This window comes from Nocardia sp. NPDC050630 (assembly GCF_044457245.1).
In the GTDB taxonomy this organism is placed as follows: Bacteria; Actinomycetota; Actinomycetes; order Mycobacteriales; family Mycobacteriaceae; genus Nocardia.
In genome coordinates this window covers 295,025-313,801 of record NZ_JBITGN010000003.1, presented here as the reverse complement: position 1 = coordinate 313,801, position 18,777 = coordinate 295,025, and the positions used below count along the sequence as shown (strand labels likewise).

17 protein-coding genes are annotated in these 18,777 nt (G+C 66.6%); 6 read left to right on the top strand and 11 right to left on the bottom strand.

Features of this window, described 5'->3' with window-relative positions; all coding sequences use genetic code 11:
- Window positions 1-25: 25 nt before the first annotated feature.
- A complete protein-coding gene (gene guaA / locus ACIBG0_RS11610; protein ID WP_397031626.1) occupies window positions 26-1,594 on the bottom strand; it encodes a glutamine-hydrolyzing GMP synthase in 1,569 nt (522 codons plus the stop codon).
- A gap of 223 nt (window positions 1,595-1,817) precedes the next feature.
- Here guaA and ACIBG0_RS11605 point away from each other — a divergent pair, with 223 nt between their 5' ends.
- Complete coding sequence (locus tag ACIBG0_RS11605) at window positions 1,818-2,618, top strand: alpha/beta fold hydrolase (RefSeq protein ID WP_397031624.1); 801 nt, start codon at window positions 1,818-1,820, stop codon at window positions 2,616-2,618.
- 11 nt (window positions 2,619-2,629) lie between these two features.
- Here ACIBG0_RS11605 and ACIBG0_RS11600 read toward each other — a convergent pair whose 3' ends face one another.
- Both ACIBG0_RS11600 and guaB read right to left on the bottom strand, forming a co-directional pair.
- On the bottom strand, window positions 2,630-3,802 hold the full coding sequence (locus tag ACIBG0_RS11600; RefSeq protein WP_397031623.1) for a GuaB3 family IMP dehydrogenase-related protein: 1,173 nt from the start codon (window positions 3,800-3,802) through the stop codon (window positions 2,630-2,632).
- Between the two features lie 403 nt (window positions 3,803-4,205).
- Window positions 4,206-5,750, bottom strand: coding sequence for an IMP dehydrogenase (gene guaB / locus ACIBG0_RS11595; protein WP_397031621.1), 1,545 nt, complete (start codon window positions 5,748-5,750; stop codon window positions 4,206-4,208).
- 384 nt (window positions 5,751-6,134) lie between these two features.
- Here guaB and ACIBG0_RS11590 point away from each other — a divergent pair, with 384 nt between their 5' ends.
- The gene (locus ACIBG0_RS11590; protein ID WP_397031619.1) at window positions 6,135-6,548 is read left to right on the top strand and encodes a DUF5319 domain-containing protein; all 414 of its coding nucleotides are present in this window, start codon (window positions 6,135-6,137) and stop codon (window positions 6,546-6,548) included.
- A 217-nt stretch (window positions 6,549-6,765) separates the two neighbouring features.
- On the opposite strand, the gene ACIBG0_RS11585 is transcribed toward ACIBG0_RS11590, so the two are convergent.
- The 3 genes from ACIBG0_RS11585 to ACIBG0_RS11575 all read right to left on the bottom strand — a co-directional run bounded on the left by ACIBG0_RS11585 (window position 6,766) and on the right by ACIBG0_RS11575 (window position 9,407).
- Window positions 6,766-7,845 (bottom strand): anti-sigma-D factor RsdA, encoded by a 1,080-nt coding sequence (locus ACIBG0_RS11585; RefSeq protein ID WP_397031617.1) that lies wholly within the window; start codon window positions 7,843-7,845, stop codon window positions 6,766-6,768.
- Window positions 7,838-8,416, bottom strand: a complete 579-nt coding sequence (locus ACIBG0_RS11580) for a sigma-70 family RNA polymerase sigma factor (protein ID WP_040686727.1) — start codon at window positions 8,414-8,416, stop codon at window positions 7,838-7,840. Before ACIBG0_RS11580 ends, ACIBG0_RS11585 begins: the two co-directional genes overlap by 8 nt.
- Before the next feature lie 127 nt (window positions 8,417-8,543).
- Window positions 8,544-9,407 carry a hypothetical protein gene (locus tag ACIBG0_RS11575; protein WP_397031615.1) on the bottom strand — a complete coding sequence of 288 codons (864 nt, stop codon included), beginning with the start codon at window positions 9,405-9,407 and terminating at the stop codon, window positions 8,544-8,546.
- 624 nt (window positions 9,408-10,031) lie between these two features.
- Between ACIBG0_RS11575 and ACIBG0_RS11570 the strand changes: the two genes are divergently transcribed.
- From ACIBG0_RS11570 to ACIBG0_RS11560, 3 genes are all read left to right on the top strand, one after another.
- Entirely contained in the window at window positions 10,032-10,325 is a 294-nt protein-coding gene (locus ACIBG0_RS11570) for a WhiB family transcriptional regulator (RefSeq protein WP_014981828.1), read from the top strand.
- Between the two features lie 338 nt (window positions 10,326-10,663).
- A complete protein-coding gene (locus tag ACIBG0_RS11565; RefSeq protein ID WP_397031990.1) occupies window positions 10,664-11,239 on the top strand; it encodes a sigma-70 family RNA polymerase sigma factor in 576 nt (191 codons plus the stop codon).
- A 1-nt stretch (window position 11,240) separates the two neighbouring features.
- Window positions 11,241-11,492 (top strand): hypothetical protein, encoded by a 252-nt coding sequence (locus tag ACIBG0_RS11560; protein ID WP_397031613.1) that lies wholly within the window; start codon window positions 11,241-11,243, stop codon window positions 11,490-11,492.
- Window positions 11,493-11,762: 270 nt separating this feature from the next.
- On the opposite strand, the gene groL is transcribed toward ACIBG0_RS11560, so the two are convergent.
- Together groL and groES are read right to left on the bottom strand one after the other, a co-directional pair.
- Entirely contained in the window at window positions 11,763-13,373 is a 1,611-nt protein-coding gene (gene groL / locus ACIBG0_RS11555) for a chaperonin GroEL (RefSeq protein WP_397031611.1), read from the bottom strand.
- Window positions 13,374-13,461: 88 nt separating this feature from the next.
- Entirely contained in the window at window positions 13,462-13,761 is a 300-nt protein-coding gene (gene groES, locus ACIBG0_RS11550; protein WP_040686722.1) for a co-chaperone GroES, read from the bottom strand.
- A 714-nt stretch (window positions 13,762-14,475) separates the two neighbouring features.
- Here groES and ACIBG0_RS11545 point away from each other — a divergent pair.
- A complete protein-coding gene (locus ACIBG0_RS11545) occupies window positions 14,476-16,011 on the top strand; it encodes an Hsp70 family protein (RefSeq protein ID WP_397031610.1) in 1,536 nt (511 codons plus the stop codon).
- Window positions 16,012-16,433: 422 nt separating this feature from the next.
- Here the strand turns inward: ACIBG0_RS11545 and tsaD are convergent, their stop codons facing one another.
- From tsaD to tsaB, 3 genes are read right to left on the bottom strand one after another with little or no spacing between them, the layout of a single operon-like run.
- Window positions 16,434-17,477: a tRNA (adenosine(37)-N6)-threonylcarbamoyltransferase complex transferase subunit TsaD gene (gene tsaD / locus ACIBG0_RS11540; RefSeq protein ID WP_397031608.1), complete on the bottom strand. Its 1,044-nt coding sequence runs from the start codon at window positions 17,475-17,477 to the stop codon at window positions 16,434-16,436.
- On the bottom strand, window positions 17,474-17,977 hold the full coding sequence (rimI, locus tag ACIBG0_RS11535) for a ribosomal protein S18-alanine N-acetyltransferase (protein WP_397031606.1): 504 nt from the start codon (window positions 17,975-17,977) through the stop codon (window positions 17,474-17,476). The genes tsaD and rimI overlap by 4 nt, the downstream gene beginning before the upstream one ends.
- A gap of 41 nt (window positions 17,978-18,018) precedes the next feature.
- A complete protein-coding gene (gene tsaB, locus ACIBG0_RS11530; protein WP_397031605.1) occupies window positions 18,019-18,732 on the bottom strand; it encodes a tRNA (adenosine(37)-N6)-threonylcarbamoyltransferase complex dimerization subunit type 1 TsaB in 714 nt (237 codons plus the stop codon).
- Window positions 18,733-18,777: the final 45 nt, after the last annotated feature.

Below are 18,777 nucleotides of genomic sequence, written 5' to 3'. Positions count from 1 at the left end.
CCGGCAAATCAGGCCCAATTGCGGGTCACTCCCATTCGATGGTGCCCGGCGGCTTGCTCGTCACATCGAGGACAACCCGATTGACATCGGCCACCTCATTGGTGATTCGGGTGGAAATGCGCTCGAGTACGTCATAGGGCAGCCGGGTCCAGTCCGCGGTCATCGCATCCTCGCTGGAGACCGGGCGCAGCACGATCGGATGACCGTAGGTGCGACCGTCGCCCTGCACACCGACACTGCGCACATCCGCGAGCAACACCACCGGGCACTGCCAGATCTGGCGGTCCAGCCCGGCGGCGGTCAACTCCTCGCGTGCGATGGCATCGGCCTGCCGCAGCGTCTCCAAGCGGTCCGCGGTGACCTCGCCGACAATACGGATGGCCAGGCCGGGCCCCGGGAACGGCTGGCGGGCAACGATTTCCTCGGGCAGCCCGAGTTCGCGGCCGACCGCGCGCACCTCGTCCTTGAACAGCAACCGCAGCGGCTCGACGAGGTCGAACTCCAGATCGTCGGGCAGACCGCCGACATTGTGGTGGCTCTTGATATTCGCGGTGCCGCTGCCGCCACCGGACTCGACGACGTCCGGGTAGAGCGTGCCCTGCACCAGGAACTCGACCTCGGGCTCGGCCCCGCCGCTCTGTTCGACGACGACCTCGGAGACCGCGTCCTCGAACGACCGGATGAACTCCCGCCCGATGATCTTGCGCTTCTCCTCCGGATCGGTGACGCCTTTCAGCTCCCCGAGGAACTTGTCCACCGCGTCGACGGTCACCAGCTTGGCGCCGGTCGCGGCGACAAAGTCCTGCTGCACCTGCTCGCGCTCACCCGCCCGCAACAGGCCGTGGTCGACGAACACACAGGTCAGTCGCTCGCCGATGGCCCGTTGCACCAGTGCGGCGGCGACCGCGCTGTCCACACCGCCGGACAGCCCACAGATCGCATGGCCGTCGCCGATCTGCTCGCGCACGGAGGCGATCAGCGATTCGGCGATATTGGCCGGGGTCCAGGTGGCGGGGATTCCGGCGAGTTCGTGCAGGAAGCGGCTGAGCACCTGCTGACCGTGCGGTGAGTGCAGCACCTCCGGGTGGTACTGCACACCGGCCAGCTTGCGGGCACGATCCTCGAATGCGGCGACCGGAGCGCCCGCGCTGGTCCCGGTGACCTCGAAACCCTCGGGCGCGTCGGTGACCGCGTCGCCGTGGCTCATCCACACCGGCTGTTTGGTCGGCAGGCCACCGTGCAGCAGACCGCCGTCGGCACTGAGCTCGGTGCGGCCGTATTCGCGGGTGCCGGTGTGCGCGACGGTGCCGCCGAGCGCCTGGGCCATGGCCTGGAAGCCGTAGCAGATGCCGAAGACCGGGATGCCGAGATCGAACAGCCGCGCGTCCAGCTGCGGCGCACCTTCGGCGTACACGCTGGACGGTCCGCCGGACAGAATCACCGCGAGCGGCTGCTTGTCGGCGATCTCGTCCACGGTGGCAGTATGCGGAATCACCTCCGAATACACACTCGATTCACGGACCCGCCGCGCGATCAGCTGGGCGTACTGTGCGCCGAAGTCGACGACGAGGACCGGTCTCTGGGTTTCTGCCACCCGAACAGTTTAGTGAGCGAGCGCAGCGGGCTAACCATCGGCACAGCAGGGTCCTCCCTGACGGCGGAGCCGAGCGCCAGCGAGGCGCAGGCGGCAGGGAGCGCAGCGAGCGAACCATCGGCACAGCAGCATCACTGCCATCGGAACCGAGCGCCAGCAAGGCTTTGATGTCAGCGGCCGAAATCGTCCCGCGCGCCCCCGCACCGCTGGCTATCCTCATGCCGTGCCCTTCGCCCGCGCGATAGATGCCGACATCCACTACGAGGACAGTGGCGGGGACGGTCCGGTGGTCTTACTAGCACACGAATTCTTCATGGACCGAACGATGTTCGCATCCCAGATGGCCGCGCTCGCACCGGAATTCCGGATCGTGTCCTGGGATGCGCGCGGACACGGTCGTACCAGGGACGAGGGGCTACCGTTCACCTACTGGACCGCCGCACGCGATGCGCTCACCGTGCTCGACCATCTCGGCGTCGAACGCGCCGTATTCGGCGGCACCGCGCAAGGGGGGTTCACCGCGCTGCGCACCGCGCTCATCGCACCCGAGCGGGTTTCGGCGCTGATCCTGATCAGCACCGAGGCGCACGGTCCGACGGCCGAACAATCCATCGCGACCCAGAAATTCCTGGACGAGTGGTATGACGACGGCTCCCGGCAGGAGGCCGTCGAACAGCTCGCATATTGGCTGATCGGCGATGACGAGTGGTACCGGGCGATCTGGACCAAGCGGTGGCTCGGCCGCGACCGCCGCGGCATCGAGGTCGCCGCGGGCTGTCTACTCGGCCGCGATTCGGTATCCGACCGCTTATCCGAAATCACCTGCCCGGCCTTGGTGATTCACGCCACCGACAGCGGTATCGCCCGCGAGCGCACCCAGCAGCTGGTCGCCGGTCTGACCGCATCGAAGTTCGTCGAGATCGCTGGCGCACGGCTCGCGGTCACCATGACCCACCCCGAGCCGGTCAACCACGCCATACAGCAGTTCCTCCGCGAGCGGTCGGTCCCGACGCACGCCCGCTGAGCGTGGCTAGGTCACGCGCGGACGCTGAGGCCGACCCGCTGGAATTCCTTGAGGTCGGAGTAGCCGGCCTTGGCCATCGAGCGACGGAGGCCGCCAACGAGATTCAGCGAGCCGAACGGGTCGTCGGAGGGGCCGTACAGCACCCGCTCCAGGCTCGGGCGCACCGTCTCGCCGGTATCACCGGACAACTCGCCGCCCAGATCCCACGGATCCTCCACATGCAGCAACGAACCGCGCGGCACCGACGGATGCGCGGCCGAGGAAGGCCAGTACCAGCCGCGCCCCGGCGCCTCGGCGGCCAGCGCAAGCGGCACGCCGAGCATGGCGGCATCGGCGCCACAGGCGATGGCTTTGGCCAGCTGCCCCGAGGTGGCGATATCACCGTCGGCGATCACGTGCACATAGCGTCCGCCCGTCTCGTCCAGGTAGTCGCGACGCGCGGCGGCGGCATCAGCGATGGCCGTCGCCATCGGCACCCCGATGCCGAGCACCTCACCGGTGGTGGTCGCGCCCGGATAGGAGCCGTAGCCGACGATGACGCCCGCGGCGCCGGTGCGCATCAGATGCAGCGCGGTCTTGTGGTCGCTCACGCCGCCGGCCACCACCGGCACATCCAGCTCGGCGATGAAGGTCTTGAGGTTCAACGGCTCACCATCGCCGACGTGTTCGGCGGAGATGATGGTGCCGTGCACCACCAGCAGGTCGATCCCGGCCTGCACCAGCGCCGGGGTCAGCGCGCGTGCGTTCTGCGGGCTCACCCGCACCGCCACCGTCACACCGGCGGCCCGCACCTGCGCGACCGCGGCGGCCAGCAGATCCGGCTGCATCGGCGCGGCATGCAATTCCTGCAGCAGCCCGACGGCACGCTCGTAACCGCCCTTGGCGACGAGTTCGAGCAGCTGGTCGACCTTGGCGGCGACATCGGCATGCCGGGCCCAAAGCCCCTCACCGTTGATGACGCCGAGTCCGCCGTGCCTGCCGAGTTCGATGGCGAACTCCGGCGAGACCAGCGCATCGGTCGGGTGCGCCAGGAACGGGATCTCGAACCGGTAGGCGTCCAACTGCCACGCCAGCGATACCTGCTTCGACGAACGGGTCCGCCGCGACGGGACGATATCGACATCGTCCAGTTCATAGGTACGCCGGGCGGTCCGACCCATACCGATCTCGACCATGTCGCGCACGCGTGCTCCTTAGTTTCGGCCGCGCCGGCGCGGCATGTTCACGGCTCTGTTGGATTAGCAGCGCCCGCAGCACTGCGTGGTCGCTTCGCCCGTGGTCCCGCTGACCCGGTCGAGCGACCTGCATGCAGTCGCTGGCGTCCGAGCCGTCGAGACTCGCGACTGCGTCGCATACGCTTCGACGATCCGGCTGCCACGCCGCGAGCGCCGCTCGCACGGACTCGCTCCCTCGTAGTCGCATATCGAGCCGTCGATCGTGAACAGGCGACTACGTCCGGGAGCTCGGGCCGGGACTCGTGGTCCCGTCCCTACGCTGCGCGAGGCCGTGGGTTATGCACCTCGAAGACCGCGAATACGGTCAATCATGCACGGAACATCCCGTCCAGTACACAACCCCTCGAGCAGGCTAGCCGCGACCAGTGTAGTTGGGCGCCTCGACGGTCATCGTGATGTCGTGCGGGTGGCTCTCCTTGAGCCCGGCCGCGGTGATCTGCACGAACTGCGCCTCCTGCAGCTCCGCGATGGACTGCGAGCCGGTGTAGCCCATGGCCGCGCGCAATCCGCCGACGAGCTGATGGATGACCTGGTTGACCGGTCCGCGGAACGGTACCCGGCCCTCGATGCCCTCGGGCACCAGCTTGTCCTCGGCGAGCACGTCGTCCTGGAAGTAGCGGTCCTTCGAGTAGGACTTGGCCTGCCCGCGGCCCTGCATCGCACCCAGCGAGCCCATGCCGCGGTAGCTCTTGAACTGCTTGCCGCCTACCAGGATCAGCTCGCCCGGCGACTCGGCGGTGCCGGCCAACAGCGAGCCCAGCATCACGGTGGACGCGCCGGCCGCGATGGCCTTGGCGATATCACCGGAGAACTGGATGCCGCCGTCGGCGATCACCGGAACACCGTGCGGTTTGCACGCGGCGACGGCCTCGAGGATCGCGGTGATCTGCGGTGCGCCGACACCGGCGACCACGCGGGTCGTGCAGATGGAGCCGGGACCGACACCGACCTTCACCGCATCCGCACCCGCCTCGACCAACGCGGCCGCGCCGGCCCTGGTTGCCACATTGCCGCCGACGATCTGGATGCGGTCGCCGACCTCGGCCTTGACCTTGGTCACCATCTGCAGCACACCGGCCTGATGGCCGTGCGCGGTATCGACGATGAGCACATCCACCCCGGCATCGGCCAAAGTCATGGCGCGCGACCAGGAGTCCTCGCCGACACCGATCGCGGCGCCGACGAGCAGGCGGCCATCACGGTCCTTGGTGGCGTTCGGGTACTGATCGGTCTTGACGAAGTCCTTGACGGTGATGAGTCCGCGCAGCCGGCCGTTCCCGTCGACGATCGGCAGCTTCTCGATCTTGTGGCGGCGCAGCAGACCGAGTGCGGCCTCGGCGGTGACGCCCTCCTGCGCGGTGATCAACGGCGCCTTGGTCATCACATCGGCGACCCGCCGGTTCTGATCCACCTCGAAGCGCATATCGCGGTTGGTGATAATGCCCACAAGTGCACCGGTCTCATCCACCACCGGCAGACCGGAAATGCGGAAGCGGGCGCACATCGCGTCGACCTCGGCCAGGGTGTCGGTGGGGCGACAGGTCACCGGGTCGGTGACCATGCCCGCCTCGGACCGCTTGACGGTCTCGACCTGTGCGGCCTGATCCGCGACGGCCAGATTGCGGTGCAGCACACCCATGCCGCCCGCGCGCGCCATGGAGATGGCCATCCGCGCCTCGGTCACGGTGTCCATGGCGGAGCTGCAGAGCGGGGTGCGCAACCGGATCTCGCGGGTCAGCTGGCTGGAGGTTTCCACCGTGCTCGGGATGAGATCCGAAGCGGCCGGCAGCAACAGCACATCGTCGAACGTGAGGCCGAGCATGGCGATCTTGTTCGGATCGTCACCACCCGTAGGAGGGCGGACCGTGGTTCGTTCGCCCGATACGGGATTACTCATTCGGATCGACCCCTCCTGGACGTCGAAAGCAACGAACGCCGGGGTGGCCGGCGTCGTGGAAGCTGATGGGATGGACGGTGACGGCTCCGCCAGCGCTGTCGGATACTGGCCGGGGCCTGTCACCCATGGTATCTGTCCCGCAAACACGCTCACGACTGCGCCTCGCTCACGCTCGGCTCCGTCGTGCGCGTGGGCGCCTGTGCCTTTGGTTCACTCGCTGCGCTCGCTCACGACTGCGCCTCGCTCACGCTCGGCTCCGTCGTGCGCGTGGGCGCCTGTGCCTATGGTTCACCCGCTGCGCTCGCTCACGGAACTGAGCCCACCACCGAAACTGGCGCGCCACATAGCTGGCGAAGAGCCCCCTGTTCTGCGTACCGTGGGGGTGTGCGTGACCATCTACCACCTGGCTTGCCGCCGGATCCGTTCGCCGGAGACCCCTCCGACCCGACCGCCGCGCTCGATGCCATCGAGCCCGGCGAACCGCTGGATCCCCACGAGCGCCTTGCGGTCGAGGAGGATCTCGCCGACCTTGCGGTGTATGAGGCACTACTAGCGCACCGTGGCATCCGAGGACTCGTGGTCAGCTGCGAAGACTGCAGACAAGATCACTACCACGACTGGGATATGCTGCGCGCCAATTTGCTTCAACTGCTGGTCGACGGCACGGTGCGCCCGCACGAACCCGCCTACGACCCGATGCCGGAAGCGTATGTCACCTGGGACTACTGCCGGGGGTACGCGGACGCCTCGATGAACGAGGCCTTCCACGGCGACGGATTCGACGGGTTCGACAGCTGACATCGCGCGCCCACACAGCGCGCTGACGCGCGGGCGCGATGTGAAATAGCTGACATACAAGAAGCCGACCGCCGGTCGGCGATCGGTTCATGCACGATTATTCGGATGTCCGCGCACCCACGTACGCGCGGAAGTGGCGGATATGCATCCGCCACAGCGCTTCTGCTGGATCGAGCGCTTCTCACGAACCAAAGCGCTGTTGGAGTATCGACTCCGATTAAGTGGTCGGTCCCGACCCGGGCAACCCCGGCAAAGATGGCAACCCCGTGGGAACCACGAAGGGCGGCGTCTGCTGATGTGTCGGCGGTTGCACGGGTGGGCCGGAATCCGCGCTCGGCACGACCCCCGTTGGCTTGGGTACCAGGGTGGTCGGCGGAGCCTGGGGCGGTTGATTGGGCTGGGTGGACTGTTCGGGAGTGGTCACCGGCGGCACTGTTGTCGACGGTGTCGACGTGCCCGGAGTATGCGTGTCCGTAGTCGGCACCTTCGTATCGACCGGCGGAACCACCGAAGAGGTCGAACCAGCATCGCCGGACGGCTTGGTGGTCGACGGGTTGGTGCCGTCGGTTGTCGCCGGGTTGGATGTCGTCGTCGGTGTCGTGCTCGCCGCGAGTGACTTCCCGATCTCCGGAGCGATCTTGTTCAACTCCGCAAGCAAGAGGTTGAATTCGTTGATTCGCTTGTCCCGCTTGACCGGATCGTCGATCAGCTCGGCATTCGCCTTCGCGCCCTCCAGCCTTGCCCTCGCCTGCTCCGGATTATCCTGAGCGAGCATCACTTTCGCATTGGCCAGATCGCTGTCGGCGCGCTGCACCACGGTCGACTGCGCCTGCTCACTGAACACGACTTCTTTGACCCGCCAGAGCGGATCGCCCGGAGCGGCGCCATAGGAGAACGCCGACAGACCACCGAAGACCAGAGCCAGCGCGGCAGCCGTCCCGAGAATCGGACGGATAAGCCGTAGTCGCCCACCGGACTGCGCACCGATACGGACCTGCCGGGCACCGATCTCCTGGTTGACCGCCGCGACGATCTCATCGAGGTTCGGTCCCCCAGGCAGCGGCGGAGAAATCAGCTCCGCGCGCCAGTCCGCGAGCAGCGAGGCGAGCTGAAACTCCTCCGCGCTGTCGGTCTGTACCGGGCCGTTGCTAGCAATGGCATCGATCAGCGCATCGTCTCTGCGCACCGCCGCGATGTCCACCGGACCGGTGTCACCACTCCCGGCGTAGGGACCGCTATTTCGCGATCCACGTCGCGCCTTCCAGTCGCCCCGACCGCGCTCGCCATCCCTAGCCATACATTTCACCTGCCCTCGCCACTTGTGACTTCAGTTTCGCGAGCGCCCGGTGTTGGGCGACGCGTATCGCACCCGCCGTACTGCCCACGGCGACTGCGGTTTCTTCTGCTGACAAACCCATGACCAAACGCAGGATCAGAATCTCTCGATGCTTCTCAGGAAGCGTCGCGAGCAAGCTATTCATCTGCCTGCTCGTTTCGGACTCGAGAGCTCGCTGTTCCGGCCCCTGGTCGGTGGATATGACATCTGGTACTTCGGCCATTGCCTCCGCCTTGTTACGGGCGGCGTTGCGATGAGCGTCGGCAACCTTGTGCGAAGCGATTCCGTATACGAAGGCCATGAAGGGCCTGCCCTGGTCCTGATACCGGGGCAGAGCTGTCATCACGGCCAGACATACCTCCTGCGCAACGTCGTCCGCGGAGAGCTGTCCACGCTCCGCGGCGCCGATCCGCGCGCGGCAATAGCGCACCACCAACGGGCGGACCAATTCGAGTACCTGGGCTAAAGCGGATCTGTCGCCCTGCGCAGCGGCAGCGACGGCGAGGTCCAACTCTTCGCCCGTGTTCGTCATCGTCAGAGAATTTCCTGGCGTTACAAGTGGCACCGGCGGTGATGACCAGTGCTTCCACCGAAGGGGCGGAACGGGTCTAACAATAGCGATACAGCGCGTGGATCCGGGCAACACGGTGGTGTCTTGATCAGACTCGGGAATCACTCATGGGACGAAAGTGGCCGCCACGACGGCCGATGGTCTGCGCGCACTCCTGCGCATCGATCGCGGCCGCGTCCGCGCGAGTCCCCGTGCACACCCCGGAGCGCAACATCGAACTGGCCCAACGCAATGGGAGCAACTCATGCTCGTGGCACTGCTCGGCAACCGCATCGGCGAGCGTGCGCGCGCGTTCGACATCACCGGATGCCGCAGCGGTCGCGGCCACCAAGAGCCGGGACTTGACCCGGTGCCGAACCGACGGTGCGTCCTCGGCCAGCGCGAGGGCTGTCGCGGCGTGGGGTGCGGCAGCGTCGGCGGCGCCGGAAGCGAGTGCGGTCTCCGCACAGACCCAATGCCAGCGGATCAGCGTTCGCCAGCCGTGCGGTGACTGCGTCCGGGCCATCGCGTCATGGCTGCGCCGAAGCAGGCGGGTGGCGAGCGCCGAGCGGCCGATGCCGAGCGCATCGGCCGCGAGACCGGTCAGCGCGTCACAGATCGCGTCCACGCGAGCGGGACCCACCGCATCCTCGGTCGGCAGGATCAGCGCGACCGCGCGACCGTCATAGCCGGCCGCGCGGGCATGCCAGCCGAGCTGACGCAGGAACGAGCCTTCGGTACTTGCCGCCAGCGACAGCAACACCGGATCGGTGGTGCGCTCGCGCAACGTGCGCAACTCTTCGCGTGCCGCGGCATACCGTCCCTGACCACCGAGAATCACCGCCCGGTACCAGCAATCGAGCGGGTTCGCGGCGGCTGGCAACTCGGTAGCGGCACGGCCGGGGCGGGTACCGAAGGCCGCGTCGGCAAGCATGGCGGACTCGATATATATAGGGGAAGCGGGCACGAGCACGGCCGAACTCTAACCCGAGTGCCGCATGCGACCCCGCGCGAGAAACCGTCCGCCAGGTACTTCCGGCTAATATTGAGCATTTCATCGCCGTAGCCATGTTTCCATCAAGTAAAAGTACTTCCGGCAATCACATAGCGTGTGTGACCGGAATTCACATGCGTTTCGCGCAATTAACCTGAGCGCCCCGTTTCTGCCATCTCCGATCGAGCGGACATCGCAGCGGTCGGTCGGCGATGTGATAGGACCCACGTCCGCGACTACTCGCTACCACTCGGGGATGCAACCGCCAACCCGTTCCCACCTGCGGGAATGCGGAATACTGACGCCATGCGAAGACCGCTCGGCCTCTGGTCAACCGATCAGTATTACCGGACCGATCCAAAAAGTAAACAGCTTCGAGGTTAAATTTCGCAGCTTAAGATTTAGAAAACTGCTGCATCGAACTATTGACGGAATTTCGCGGCTGGACCTAACGTAGCTCATCGCCACGGTCGGCGCCGCGCGAAATTGCAGCGACCGCAATAGGCGAGCCCATGGCACGCCGCCGACCCAGCGCCGTGGCCACAACTGTTGCAGAACAACTGCTCGACAACGCTGACGAGCTCGCACCACGAGGAGTTCACCATGCCCATGCCGACCCACCTTCCCGGACCGAACGCGGACGTCTGGGACTGGCAGATGCGGGGATCCTGCCGAGGCCAGGATTCCGCGGTGTTTTTCCACCCGGACGGTGAACGCGGCCGCGCCCGTACCGCACGCGAGATGCGCGCCAAGGAGATCTGCCGGGCCTGCCCGGTGCTCATGCAGTGCCGCAGTCACGCGCTCAAGGTCAGCGAGCCCTATGGCATCTGGGGCGGTATGTCCGAAACCGAACGCGAGATGCACGCCCGGCGCAACCGTCGTCGCATGGCCGTGTGAACCCAACTTCTTCCCATCCGTGTGGCGCGGCGCGCCGAATGCCTAGCAAACACCCGGCGATGGCCACAAGCCGAAGTCGGTTGTGCATACGGCGTTTCGCGAAACCATCGGCGTGTCACGGGGTGTCCCCGCCAGAAACGCCTGACGTGTCGAGGTTTACAGAGAAGTTGCTGATCCGCACGCGGTTCGCTGATACCCCACCGCGCGGGGTCCGATAGCGGCCCGCTACGGTAGTGACCGATGACACAGAATGGAGCGTTGTGACAACGCGGCCGCCGGCCGCAGAGGGCGACTCGTTCCGAAGAGAAGCCATCCCACCCGCCGTTACTTCCAACGGGGTGGAATCTGCGGTAACGGCACGCGCCGCCGAAAGTATCGAACTCGCCGCACTTCTCGAACGTTGCGGCCGGTCGGACCAGGAGGCATTCGCCGAGCTCTACGACCGAACGTGCGCGCGCGTTTTCGGCCTGGTGCTACGCGTCCTTCACGACCCCGGCTACGCGGAGGAGACCACCCAGGAGGTGTATCTCCAGATCTGGCGGACCGCGTCCAGTTTCGACGTGACCAAAGGATCCGCGGTGACGTGGTTGATGACCCTCGCACATCGGCGGGCCGTCGACCGGGTCCGCGCCGAACAGGCCCATACCCTGCGCGAAGTCGCTTATGGGATAAGGGTTCTCGGCAACGAATTCGATGAGGTCACCGAAGAAGTAGAGCGCAGGCTCGAGCAGCAGGCCGTCCAGCGGGGTCTAGGGACATTGACACAGACTCAGCGGGAAGCCATTTCGCTCGCCTATTACGGCGGGCGAACCTACGCGGAAGTCGCCGACTTCCTCGGCGTAGGGTTACCTACCGTTAAGTCCCGTATACGGGACGGATTGACACGACTGAAGAAAAGTTTGGGGGTGACGTGAGATGAACGAAGCCCGGATCGATCTCGCGCACGCCGTCGCGCTCGGATCGATCGACGACGAAGACCACAATGCGGTACAGGAAGTGCTCGACGGCGAGGACCCCGCACTACACGCGGAATTCGTGACCGAAGTCCAGCAGACGGCCGAAGTCCTCGCTACTCTCGCGGAGGCGACGGCGGCCGAGCCGCCCGCCGCCCTGCGCACCAGATTGCTCGCCGCCATCGCCGCCGAGCAGCCACCGGTCGCCTCGTAGATTTCTCCCATACGGCCGATTCACGTCACCACTGCCGACGGAACAACCGATTCGCTGACCCATGGGTAACTCGTCGGGTACGCCCTGAATCGGCTCGAGACAGTCCGCCGGTCCGCGACGAAACTTCGGCGGCAGCCGCCGATCGGCACAAGGTCAGAGGAAGCCGCGATTGATATTTTTCGACTTCTTGCGCGGCATTGCGTTCATATTGTTCACAAAGAAAGCCCCCGGGACGTGCGGTCCCGGGGGCCTTTTGCCTTCGGCCTGCGCTCAGTGCGCGTGACCGTGGTGGCTGTGGTCATGCTCCTCTTCGGCGGGCTTGTCGACCACGGCGCTCTCGGTGGTGAGGATCATCCGGGCCACCGACGCGGCGTTCACGACCGCGGAACGGGTCACCTTCACCGGGTCGACGACACCGGCGGTGAGCAGATCACCGTAGGTGAGGGTGGCGGCATTGAAGCCCTCCTTGCCGTCGGCCACCTTGCTGACCACCACGGAACCGTCCACGCCCGCGTTGGTGGCGATCCAGTACAGCGGCGCCCGCAGTGCGGTACGCACCGCCTCCACGCCGATCGCCTCGTCACCGGAGAGCGAGTCGCGCAGTTCGACGAGCTTGGCAGCGGCGTGCACCAGGGCGGTGCCACCACCGGGGACGATGCCCTCGTCGACGGCGGCCTTGGCCGCGCTCACCGCGTCCTCGACCCGGTACTTGCGCTCCTTGAGAGCGGTCTCGGTGGCCGCGCCGACCTTGATCACCGCGACGCCGCCGGCCAGCTTGGCCAGACGCTCCTCGAGCTTCTCCCGATCCCAATCCGAATCGGTGGCCTCGATCTCGCGCCGCAGCTGTGCGCCACGGGCCGCGATGTCCTCGGCGGTGCCCGCCCCGTCGATGATCGTGGTGTCGTCCTTGGTGACGACCACGCGACGGGCCTTGCCGAGCACCTCGATGCCCGCCTCGCGCAGTGAGATACCCAGATCCGGATTGACCACGGTGCCCGCGGTGACGACGGCGAGGTCGTCGAGGAAGGCCTTGCGCCGGTCACCGAAGAACGGAGCCTTCACCGCAACTGCCTTGAGGGTCTTGCGGATCGAGTTGACCACCAAGGTGGACAGCGCCTCGCCCTCGACGTCCTCGGCGATGATCAGCACCGGCTTGCCGGATTCGGCGATCTTCTCCAGCAACGGAAGCAGATCGGGCAGCGAGCTGATCTTCTCCCGGTTCAGCAGGATGTAGGCGTCCTCGAGCACAGCCTGCTGGCTGTCGGCATCGGTGACGAAGTAGGGCGAGAGGTAGCCCTTGTCGAACTGCACGCCCTCGGTGACGACGAGTTCGGTCTGCAGCGTCGAGGACTCCTCGACGGTGACGACGCCGTCCTTGCCGACGGTGGTCAGCGCCTTGCCGACCATTTCACCGATCTCCTCGTCCCGCGAGGAGACGGTGGCGACCTGTGCGATGGCCTGCTCACCGGAGACCGGGGTGGCCAGCGCGAGCAGCGCCTCGGAGACCGCGTCGGCGGCCTTGGCGATGCCCGAACCGACCGCGATCGGATTCGCGCCAGCCGCAACGTTCTTCAAACCCGCACGCACCAGCGCCTGGGCCAGCACGGTGGCGGTGGTCGTGCCGTCACCGGCGACATCGTTGGTCTTGGTCGCGACGCTCTTGACCAGCTGCGCGCCGAGGTTCTCGAAGGGGTCCTCGAGGTCGATATCGCGCGCGATGGTGACACCGTCGTTGGTTACTGTCGGGCCGCCGAAAGCCTTCGCGAGCACGACGTGGCGACCACGCGGCCCGAGGGTGACCTTCACCGCGTCGGCGAGCTTGTCGACGCCGCGCTCGAGAGCACGACGAGCCTTCTCGTCGAACTCGATCTGCTTTGCCATGTGTTTGTCAGCTCCTGTGTGTTCTGGGCCGAACGCACTCCGCCCCGGGTCGCGAAAGACACCGGGGCGGAACGCATGTGCCTATCGGCTACTTGGTGACGACGGCCAGGATGTCGCGCGCCGACAGGATGAGGTATTCCTCGCCCTGGTACTTGATCTCGGTGCCGCCGTACTTGCTGTAGATGACGACGTCGCCTTCCTTGACGTCGACCGGGATGCGGTCACCCTTGTCGGTGACGCGTCCTTCGCCGACGGCGATGACGGTGCCCTCCTGCGGCTTCTCCTTCGCCGTGTCGGGGATGACCAGGCCGGAGGCCGTCGTCGTCTCGGCCTCGTTGGCCTGGACGAGGATCTTGTCCTCGAGCGGCTTGATGTTCACGCTCGCCACGTTGAGCCCTCCACTTTCAGGGGATTTACGGTCGTCCGGAACTGTTGTCCCGGACCATCGGTATCGGTGTTGTATCGAGCGCCCCGCATGCAATCGCCGGCCACTCGAACTCGACCCTGCGCATCAGCCCCGTCGTCGCGGGTGCCGGGACCCCTGCTCAGTAGTCGAACTGGCACACGCACATCACACAGTGCCGACTAGCACTCTATACATGAGAGTGCCAGCGCTCAAGGTTGGACTGTGCCAAAACCGTTGGTTCCCGGCATTCGCGTCGTTTTTTCCGACACGCGTGCGCCACGCCACGCCCAGATGTCTGAGGGCTTCCCAAGACTTCGGCAAATCTGTAACGTTCGGATAACGGATTGTGACAGTATTGACGACGGTCGTGCTCCGCTCGCCGTGTTCGTCACGAACCGGCGCCGTGGGGGAGCACCAAGCGTCACGAAACACCAAGCGCTACAGAGCAATACCCGCTCGCAAGAGCAAGATCAGCGTCAGTACCGAGTTCGAACCAGCGTCACAACACCAGCGTTTTCCACAAGAAGCTTCACCAGAGGGCAAGACCACACGTGATCCAAGGCCGTCCCAGCGACCCATCCGGACAATGGGTCGGCCCGGTCCCGCGTCCGGATCGCTCGCCATCCACGCGAGCTGTCCGGCTGTCCATTCGAGATGGTCGGCGACACCATGACCATCCGCTCGAAGGGAGGTGACATGCGAACATCCCTCGGCATATCGGCCGGTAACGAGGTCGTGTGCTCGGCGCTGGTCGCTACCGCGTCCAACGGCGCGCAGAGTTTCGATTACCGAGTCGTTTCCGCGGACGCGGCCCATTCCGATCTCGGCGATCTCGTGGCGTCCTCGATCGAGCTGATGACCACCCAACTTCCGACCACGCAGCTCTCCTATGACGTGGCGTTTCCGGCACAACCGGTCGGTGCGCGCTTCGCCGGTGCGAAATCGGTCGGTGTCGATTCCGCCGCCGGTCGCCCGCCCACCAGCGTCGCGGTCGCCTACCGCAGCAAAGAGCAGGCGCAGGTGATCCGTGCGGCCACCGGCAAACAGCGCGATCTGCGGCTGGTGCCGGAAGGTACTGCCGCACTTACCTATTTGCGGCACACCGGACTCGTGGATCGCTACGACACCGTCGCCATCGTCGATCTCGGCGCGACCGGTCTCAGCATCACCGTGGCCGACCAGGCCGACTCCACCATCCTGCGCACCGAACGCACCGCCGCGGTCAGTGGCAACGCCATCGACGAGCTGATCTATCACCATCTCGTCGATTTGCACTACGCCCGGCGCGGCACCCGACCCAACCGGGGCATGCTCACCAATCGCGGCCGCGCCGCCAAGGAACATCTATCGATCGCGCCCGCCGTGACCATCGATCACGTCGCCGGGCAACCGCTCAAGCTGACCAGGGCCGACTTCGAGGAACTGATCTCGGAGCTGTTGCGCGAGACCGCCGTCTTCGCCGCCGCGGTATTCGCGCGGGCCTCGAAATCACCAGAGGCCGTAATCGTGATCGGCGGCGGGGCCAATATTCCGGCCGTCCTATCCACCCTCGAACACGATCTGGACGTTCCGGTGCACACCATCGACGATCCGGAGGCGGTGATCGCGAAAGGCGCCGCGCTGGTGGCGGATTCGGTACAGCCATCGGTTTTTCCGGTGGTCGGTGCCGCCGACGCGCCGGTCGGTACCTTCACCAAGGTCGTCGGCACGCTGGCGGGTGCGATCGTGGTGGTCGGGCTGGTCATCGGCTATGGGGTGAAGACCTTCGCGCCGACCGGAGACAACGAGATCTCCCCCGCGGGCACCACCAGCAGTGCCCAACTACCCACGGCGCCGGTGACCGTGGCGCCACCGAGTACGGGCACATCGCCCACCGGCCCGAACCGGGAGAGCACCAACCGGCCCTCCGGCGCCACTATCCCCTCGCTCACCCCGGACCGCAGCCAACCGGCCACCTCGACCGCCACGTCACCTGGCGGGACCCCTTCCGCGCCGACGCTGCGCCCGGATCCGAACCTGCCGCCGATCCCGTTCCCCGAGTTACTCGGGCCGCTGTTCGGAAATCCGAACTCGCCGGGTGCGGGGTCATCGGGCCAGGACCGCGGTCCGGCGTCAGCGCCTCAATCGGGGCCGACACAGACACCGGCGCAGTCCCGAATCCCGTTCCCGCCCAAGGCGAATTCAGGATCGAGCGCGGGGCAGGTCGGGTTGTTGGTCAGGCCTGAGGACTGAGGACGCTACTCCGGGACGATCCGGGGCGAGGGAGCGAGCCAGGGTACGAGGCTGATGGCGCGCTCAGTGGGACGCGGGGAGAGACCATCCAGGCCCAAGGACAGAAAACACGCCCCGCCGGCCACAAGGAAAGACCATCCGAGCCCAGGGACCATGCCAGCCAGTAGGTCGGACCCGACCACAGAGGACGCACTCCGTGGGGCAGGGGCCAAGATCATCCGGCTCCAGGAACCAAGCCAGGCAACAGGTCCGGTCCAAGGACAGAGGACGCGCCCCGCCGCCCGCAGGGAATGACCACCCGCGCCGAGAGACCAAGCCAGGCACCAGTCGAGTCTGGCTGGACGAATGATCACGAGGAAACCATGGCGGCAAAACGCGAGTAGACCCGCCACCAGTGCCACCTGATCTTGATTGCCCGGGGGTTAGGCGAGTTGGCTGACGGAGACTGGGAGGCCGGGGTCGGTGGCGACGGTTAGGGGGGATGGGGGGGCGTCGGCGGCGGTTACGTGGGCGCCGAGGGCGGCGATCATAACGCCGTTGTCGGTGCATAGGCGGGGTTTGGGGACGCGCAGGCGCAATCCGGCTGCGGCGCAGCGGTCTTCGGCCATCGAGCGGATCCGGGAGTTGGCGGTGGCACCGCCGCCGAGGACCAAGGTGTCGACGCCGACGTCCTGGGCCGCGCGGACTGCCTTCATGGTGAGTACGTCGGCGACCGATTCCTGGAACGATGCCGCGATATCCGGTATCGGCAGTTCATCGGCGGTGAAGCCGTTGCGCTGGGCCGCCTCGACGTAGCGGGCGACGGCGGTTTTGAGACCGGAGAAGGAGAAGTCGTAGCGGGGGTCGCGCGGGCCGGTCATACCGCGTGGGAAGGCGATGGCCTTCGGATCGCCGTGTGCCGCAGCGGCATCCAGCGCGGGTCCGCCCGGGAAGCCGAGGCCGAGTAGCCGGGCGACCTTGTCGAAGGCTTCGCCCGCCGCGTCGTCGACGGTGCTGCCGAGTTCGACGATCGGCTCGGATAGATCCGTAACGTGCAGTAGATGGGTGTGCCCGCCGGAGACCAGCAGCGCGACGCACGGCGGCATCGGGCCGTGCTCCAGAGTATCCACCGCGACGTGTCCGCCGAGATGATTCAGTGCGTAGAACGGCACATCCCACGCTGCCGCATAGGCTTTCGCGGCCGCGACGCCGACCAGCAGCGCACCGGCCAGCCCCGGTCCGATTGTCACCGCGAGCGCGTCGGGCTTGCTGATGCCCGCGGCGGCTAGTGCTCGGCGCATCGCGGGCACGATAGCCTCGAGGTGTGCGCGCGACGCGATCTCCGGGACTACGCCGCCGAAGCGGGCGTGTTGTTCGACGCTGGAGGCGACCTCGTCGGCGAGTAGTTCGCAGGTCCCGTCGGGGTGCCGGCGCACAATGCCGACTCCCGTTTCGTCGCAGGAACTTTCGATGCCCATGACGATCACGACAGCACCTCGTTCGGTTGTGCCGATTCGGCCGGCCGCGGGCCCCAGGCCGGGTTTGCGGCTAGTTCCGGTCTGCGCATGGTGTAGGCGTCGGCGCCGCTGGGGTGGTAGTAGTTTTTGCGCAGGCCGATGATGTGGAAGCCGTGCTTGGCGTAGAGCGCGATGGCGGGGGCGTTGTCGGTGCGCACCTCGAGGAAGACCGGACCGCCGCGCTCAGCGGCCTCGGCGAGTAGCGCCTCGAGCAACATCGTGCCGATACCGCCGCGATGACAGCCGGGATCGACGCCGATGGTGTGCACTTCAGCCTCGGGATGTTCGGCATCACCGAGCAGCGCGATACCCGCATAGCCGACCATCCGCCCGGCCTCGTCGCGCGCGACGATATAGCGGTTGTGCGGCCCGGCCAGTTCCGAGCGGAACGACACCGCCTGCCACGGATCGTCCTCCGGGAACAACAGCTGCTCGAGTTGGACACAGCGCTCGATATCCGCAACGTCCATGGGCTCGATGCGAATCACGGGTCTGCTCGGCTGCACGGCCGTCACGCTCCCGTCCGGTCGAGCGTGCGATAACTCCGTTCGACCGCATCCGGTCTGCGCAAGTACAGCGGGATCAATGGTTCCGGCGCGGTGCGCGCCAGCAGTTCGGCAGCCGCGACCCGAACCAGACCGGCGGGCGACGGAGTCTCGACCGGGAGCACGGGCAGGTCGAACAGGTCGACGTGCGAGGCGGATCCGGCGACCATGGTGGCCTGCACGGGATCCAGGTCACCTGGCTTGCTCACCTCCGGGCCCTCGATGCGATATCCGTCACGGTAGCGAGCCCAGTACACCTCGCGACGGCGCGCGTCGGTGACCACGAGCAGTTCGCTCTCGGGTGTGATGTCGGGCAGCAGGGAGGGTTCGAGCACCGCGTCGGCGGCGATCGCATCGAGGCTGCAGACACCATAGACCGGGATGCCGAGCGCGTCACCGAAGGCGGCGGCGGTCGCCATGCCGACCCGTAGTCCGGTGAACGGACCCGGCCCGATGCCGACCACGACGGCCTCTATATCGGCTCTGGAACGATCTGCCTCCGAGAGGCATTCGAGGATTTGCGGGGTGAGCACCTCGGCGTGGGCGCGGGCGTCGACCCGGACGCGAGCGGCGACGGTGTGTACCCGCGCCGGGGCGAGGTTGCCGGATGCGGCCTGCTCCAGTTCCACCAATCCCGCTGTTACGGCGGGTGTCGCGGTGTCGACGGCTAGTACAAGCATGATTGGCCCAACGATACCGGGTGGTACCTGCGCGCGGTGCGGAGC

Excerpts from the sequence above, each read along its gene's own strand:
- ACIBG0_RS11560 (WP_397031613.1), top strand. The coding sequence starts at position 11,241 with ATGAACGAAGCCCGGATCGATCTCGCGCACGCCGTCGCGCTCGGATCG.
- ACIBG0_RS11545 (WP_397031610.1), top strand. The coding sequence starts at position 14,476 with ATGCGAACATCCCTCGGCATATCGGCCGGTAACGAGGTCGTGTGCTCG.
- tsaB (WP_397031605.1), bottom strand. The coding sequence starts at position 18,732 with ATGCTTGTACTAGCCGTCGACACCGCGACACCCGCCGTAACAGCGGGA.
- rimI (WP_397031606.1), bottom strand. The coding sequence starts at position 17,977 with ATGGACGTTGCGGATATCGAGCGCTGTGTCCAACTCGAGCAGCTGTTG.
- guaB (WP_397031621.1), bottom strand. The coding sequence starts at position 5,750 with ATGAGTAATCCCGTATCGGGCGAACGAACCACGGTCCGCCCTCCTACG.
- ACIBG0_RS11570 (WP_014981828.1), top strand. The coding sequence starts at position 10,032 with ATGCCCATGCCGACCCACCTTCCCGGACCGAACGCGGACGTCTGGGAC.
- ACIBG0_RS11580 (WP_040686727.1), bottom strand. The coding sequence starts at position 8,416 with ATGACGAACACGGGCGAAGAGTTGGACCTCGCCGTCGCTGCCGCTGCG.
- ACIBG0_RS11585 (WP_397031617.1), bottom strand. The coding sequence starts at position 7,845 with ATGGCTAGGGATGGCGAGCGCGGTCGGGGCGACTGGAAGGCGCGACGT.
- groL (WP_397031611.1), bottom strand. The coding sequence starts at position 13,373 with ATGGCAAAGCAGATCGAGTTCGACGAGAAGGCTCGTCGTGCTCTCGAG.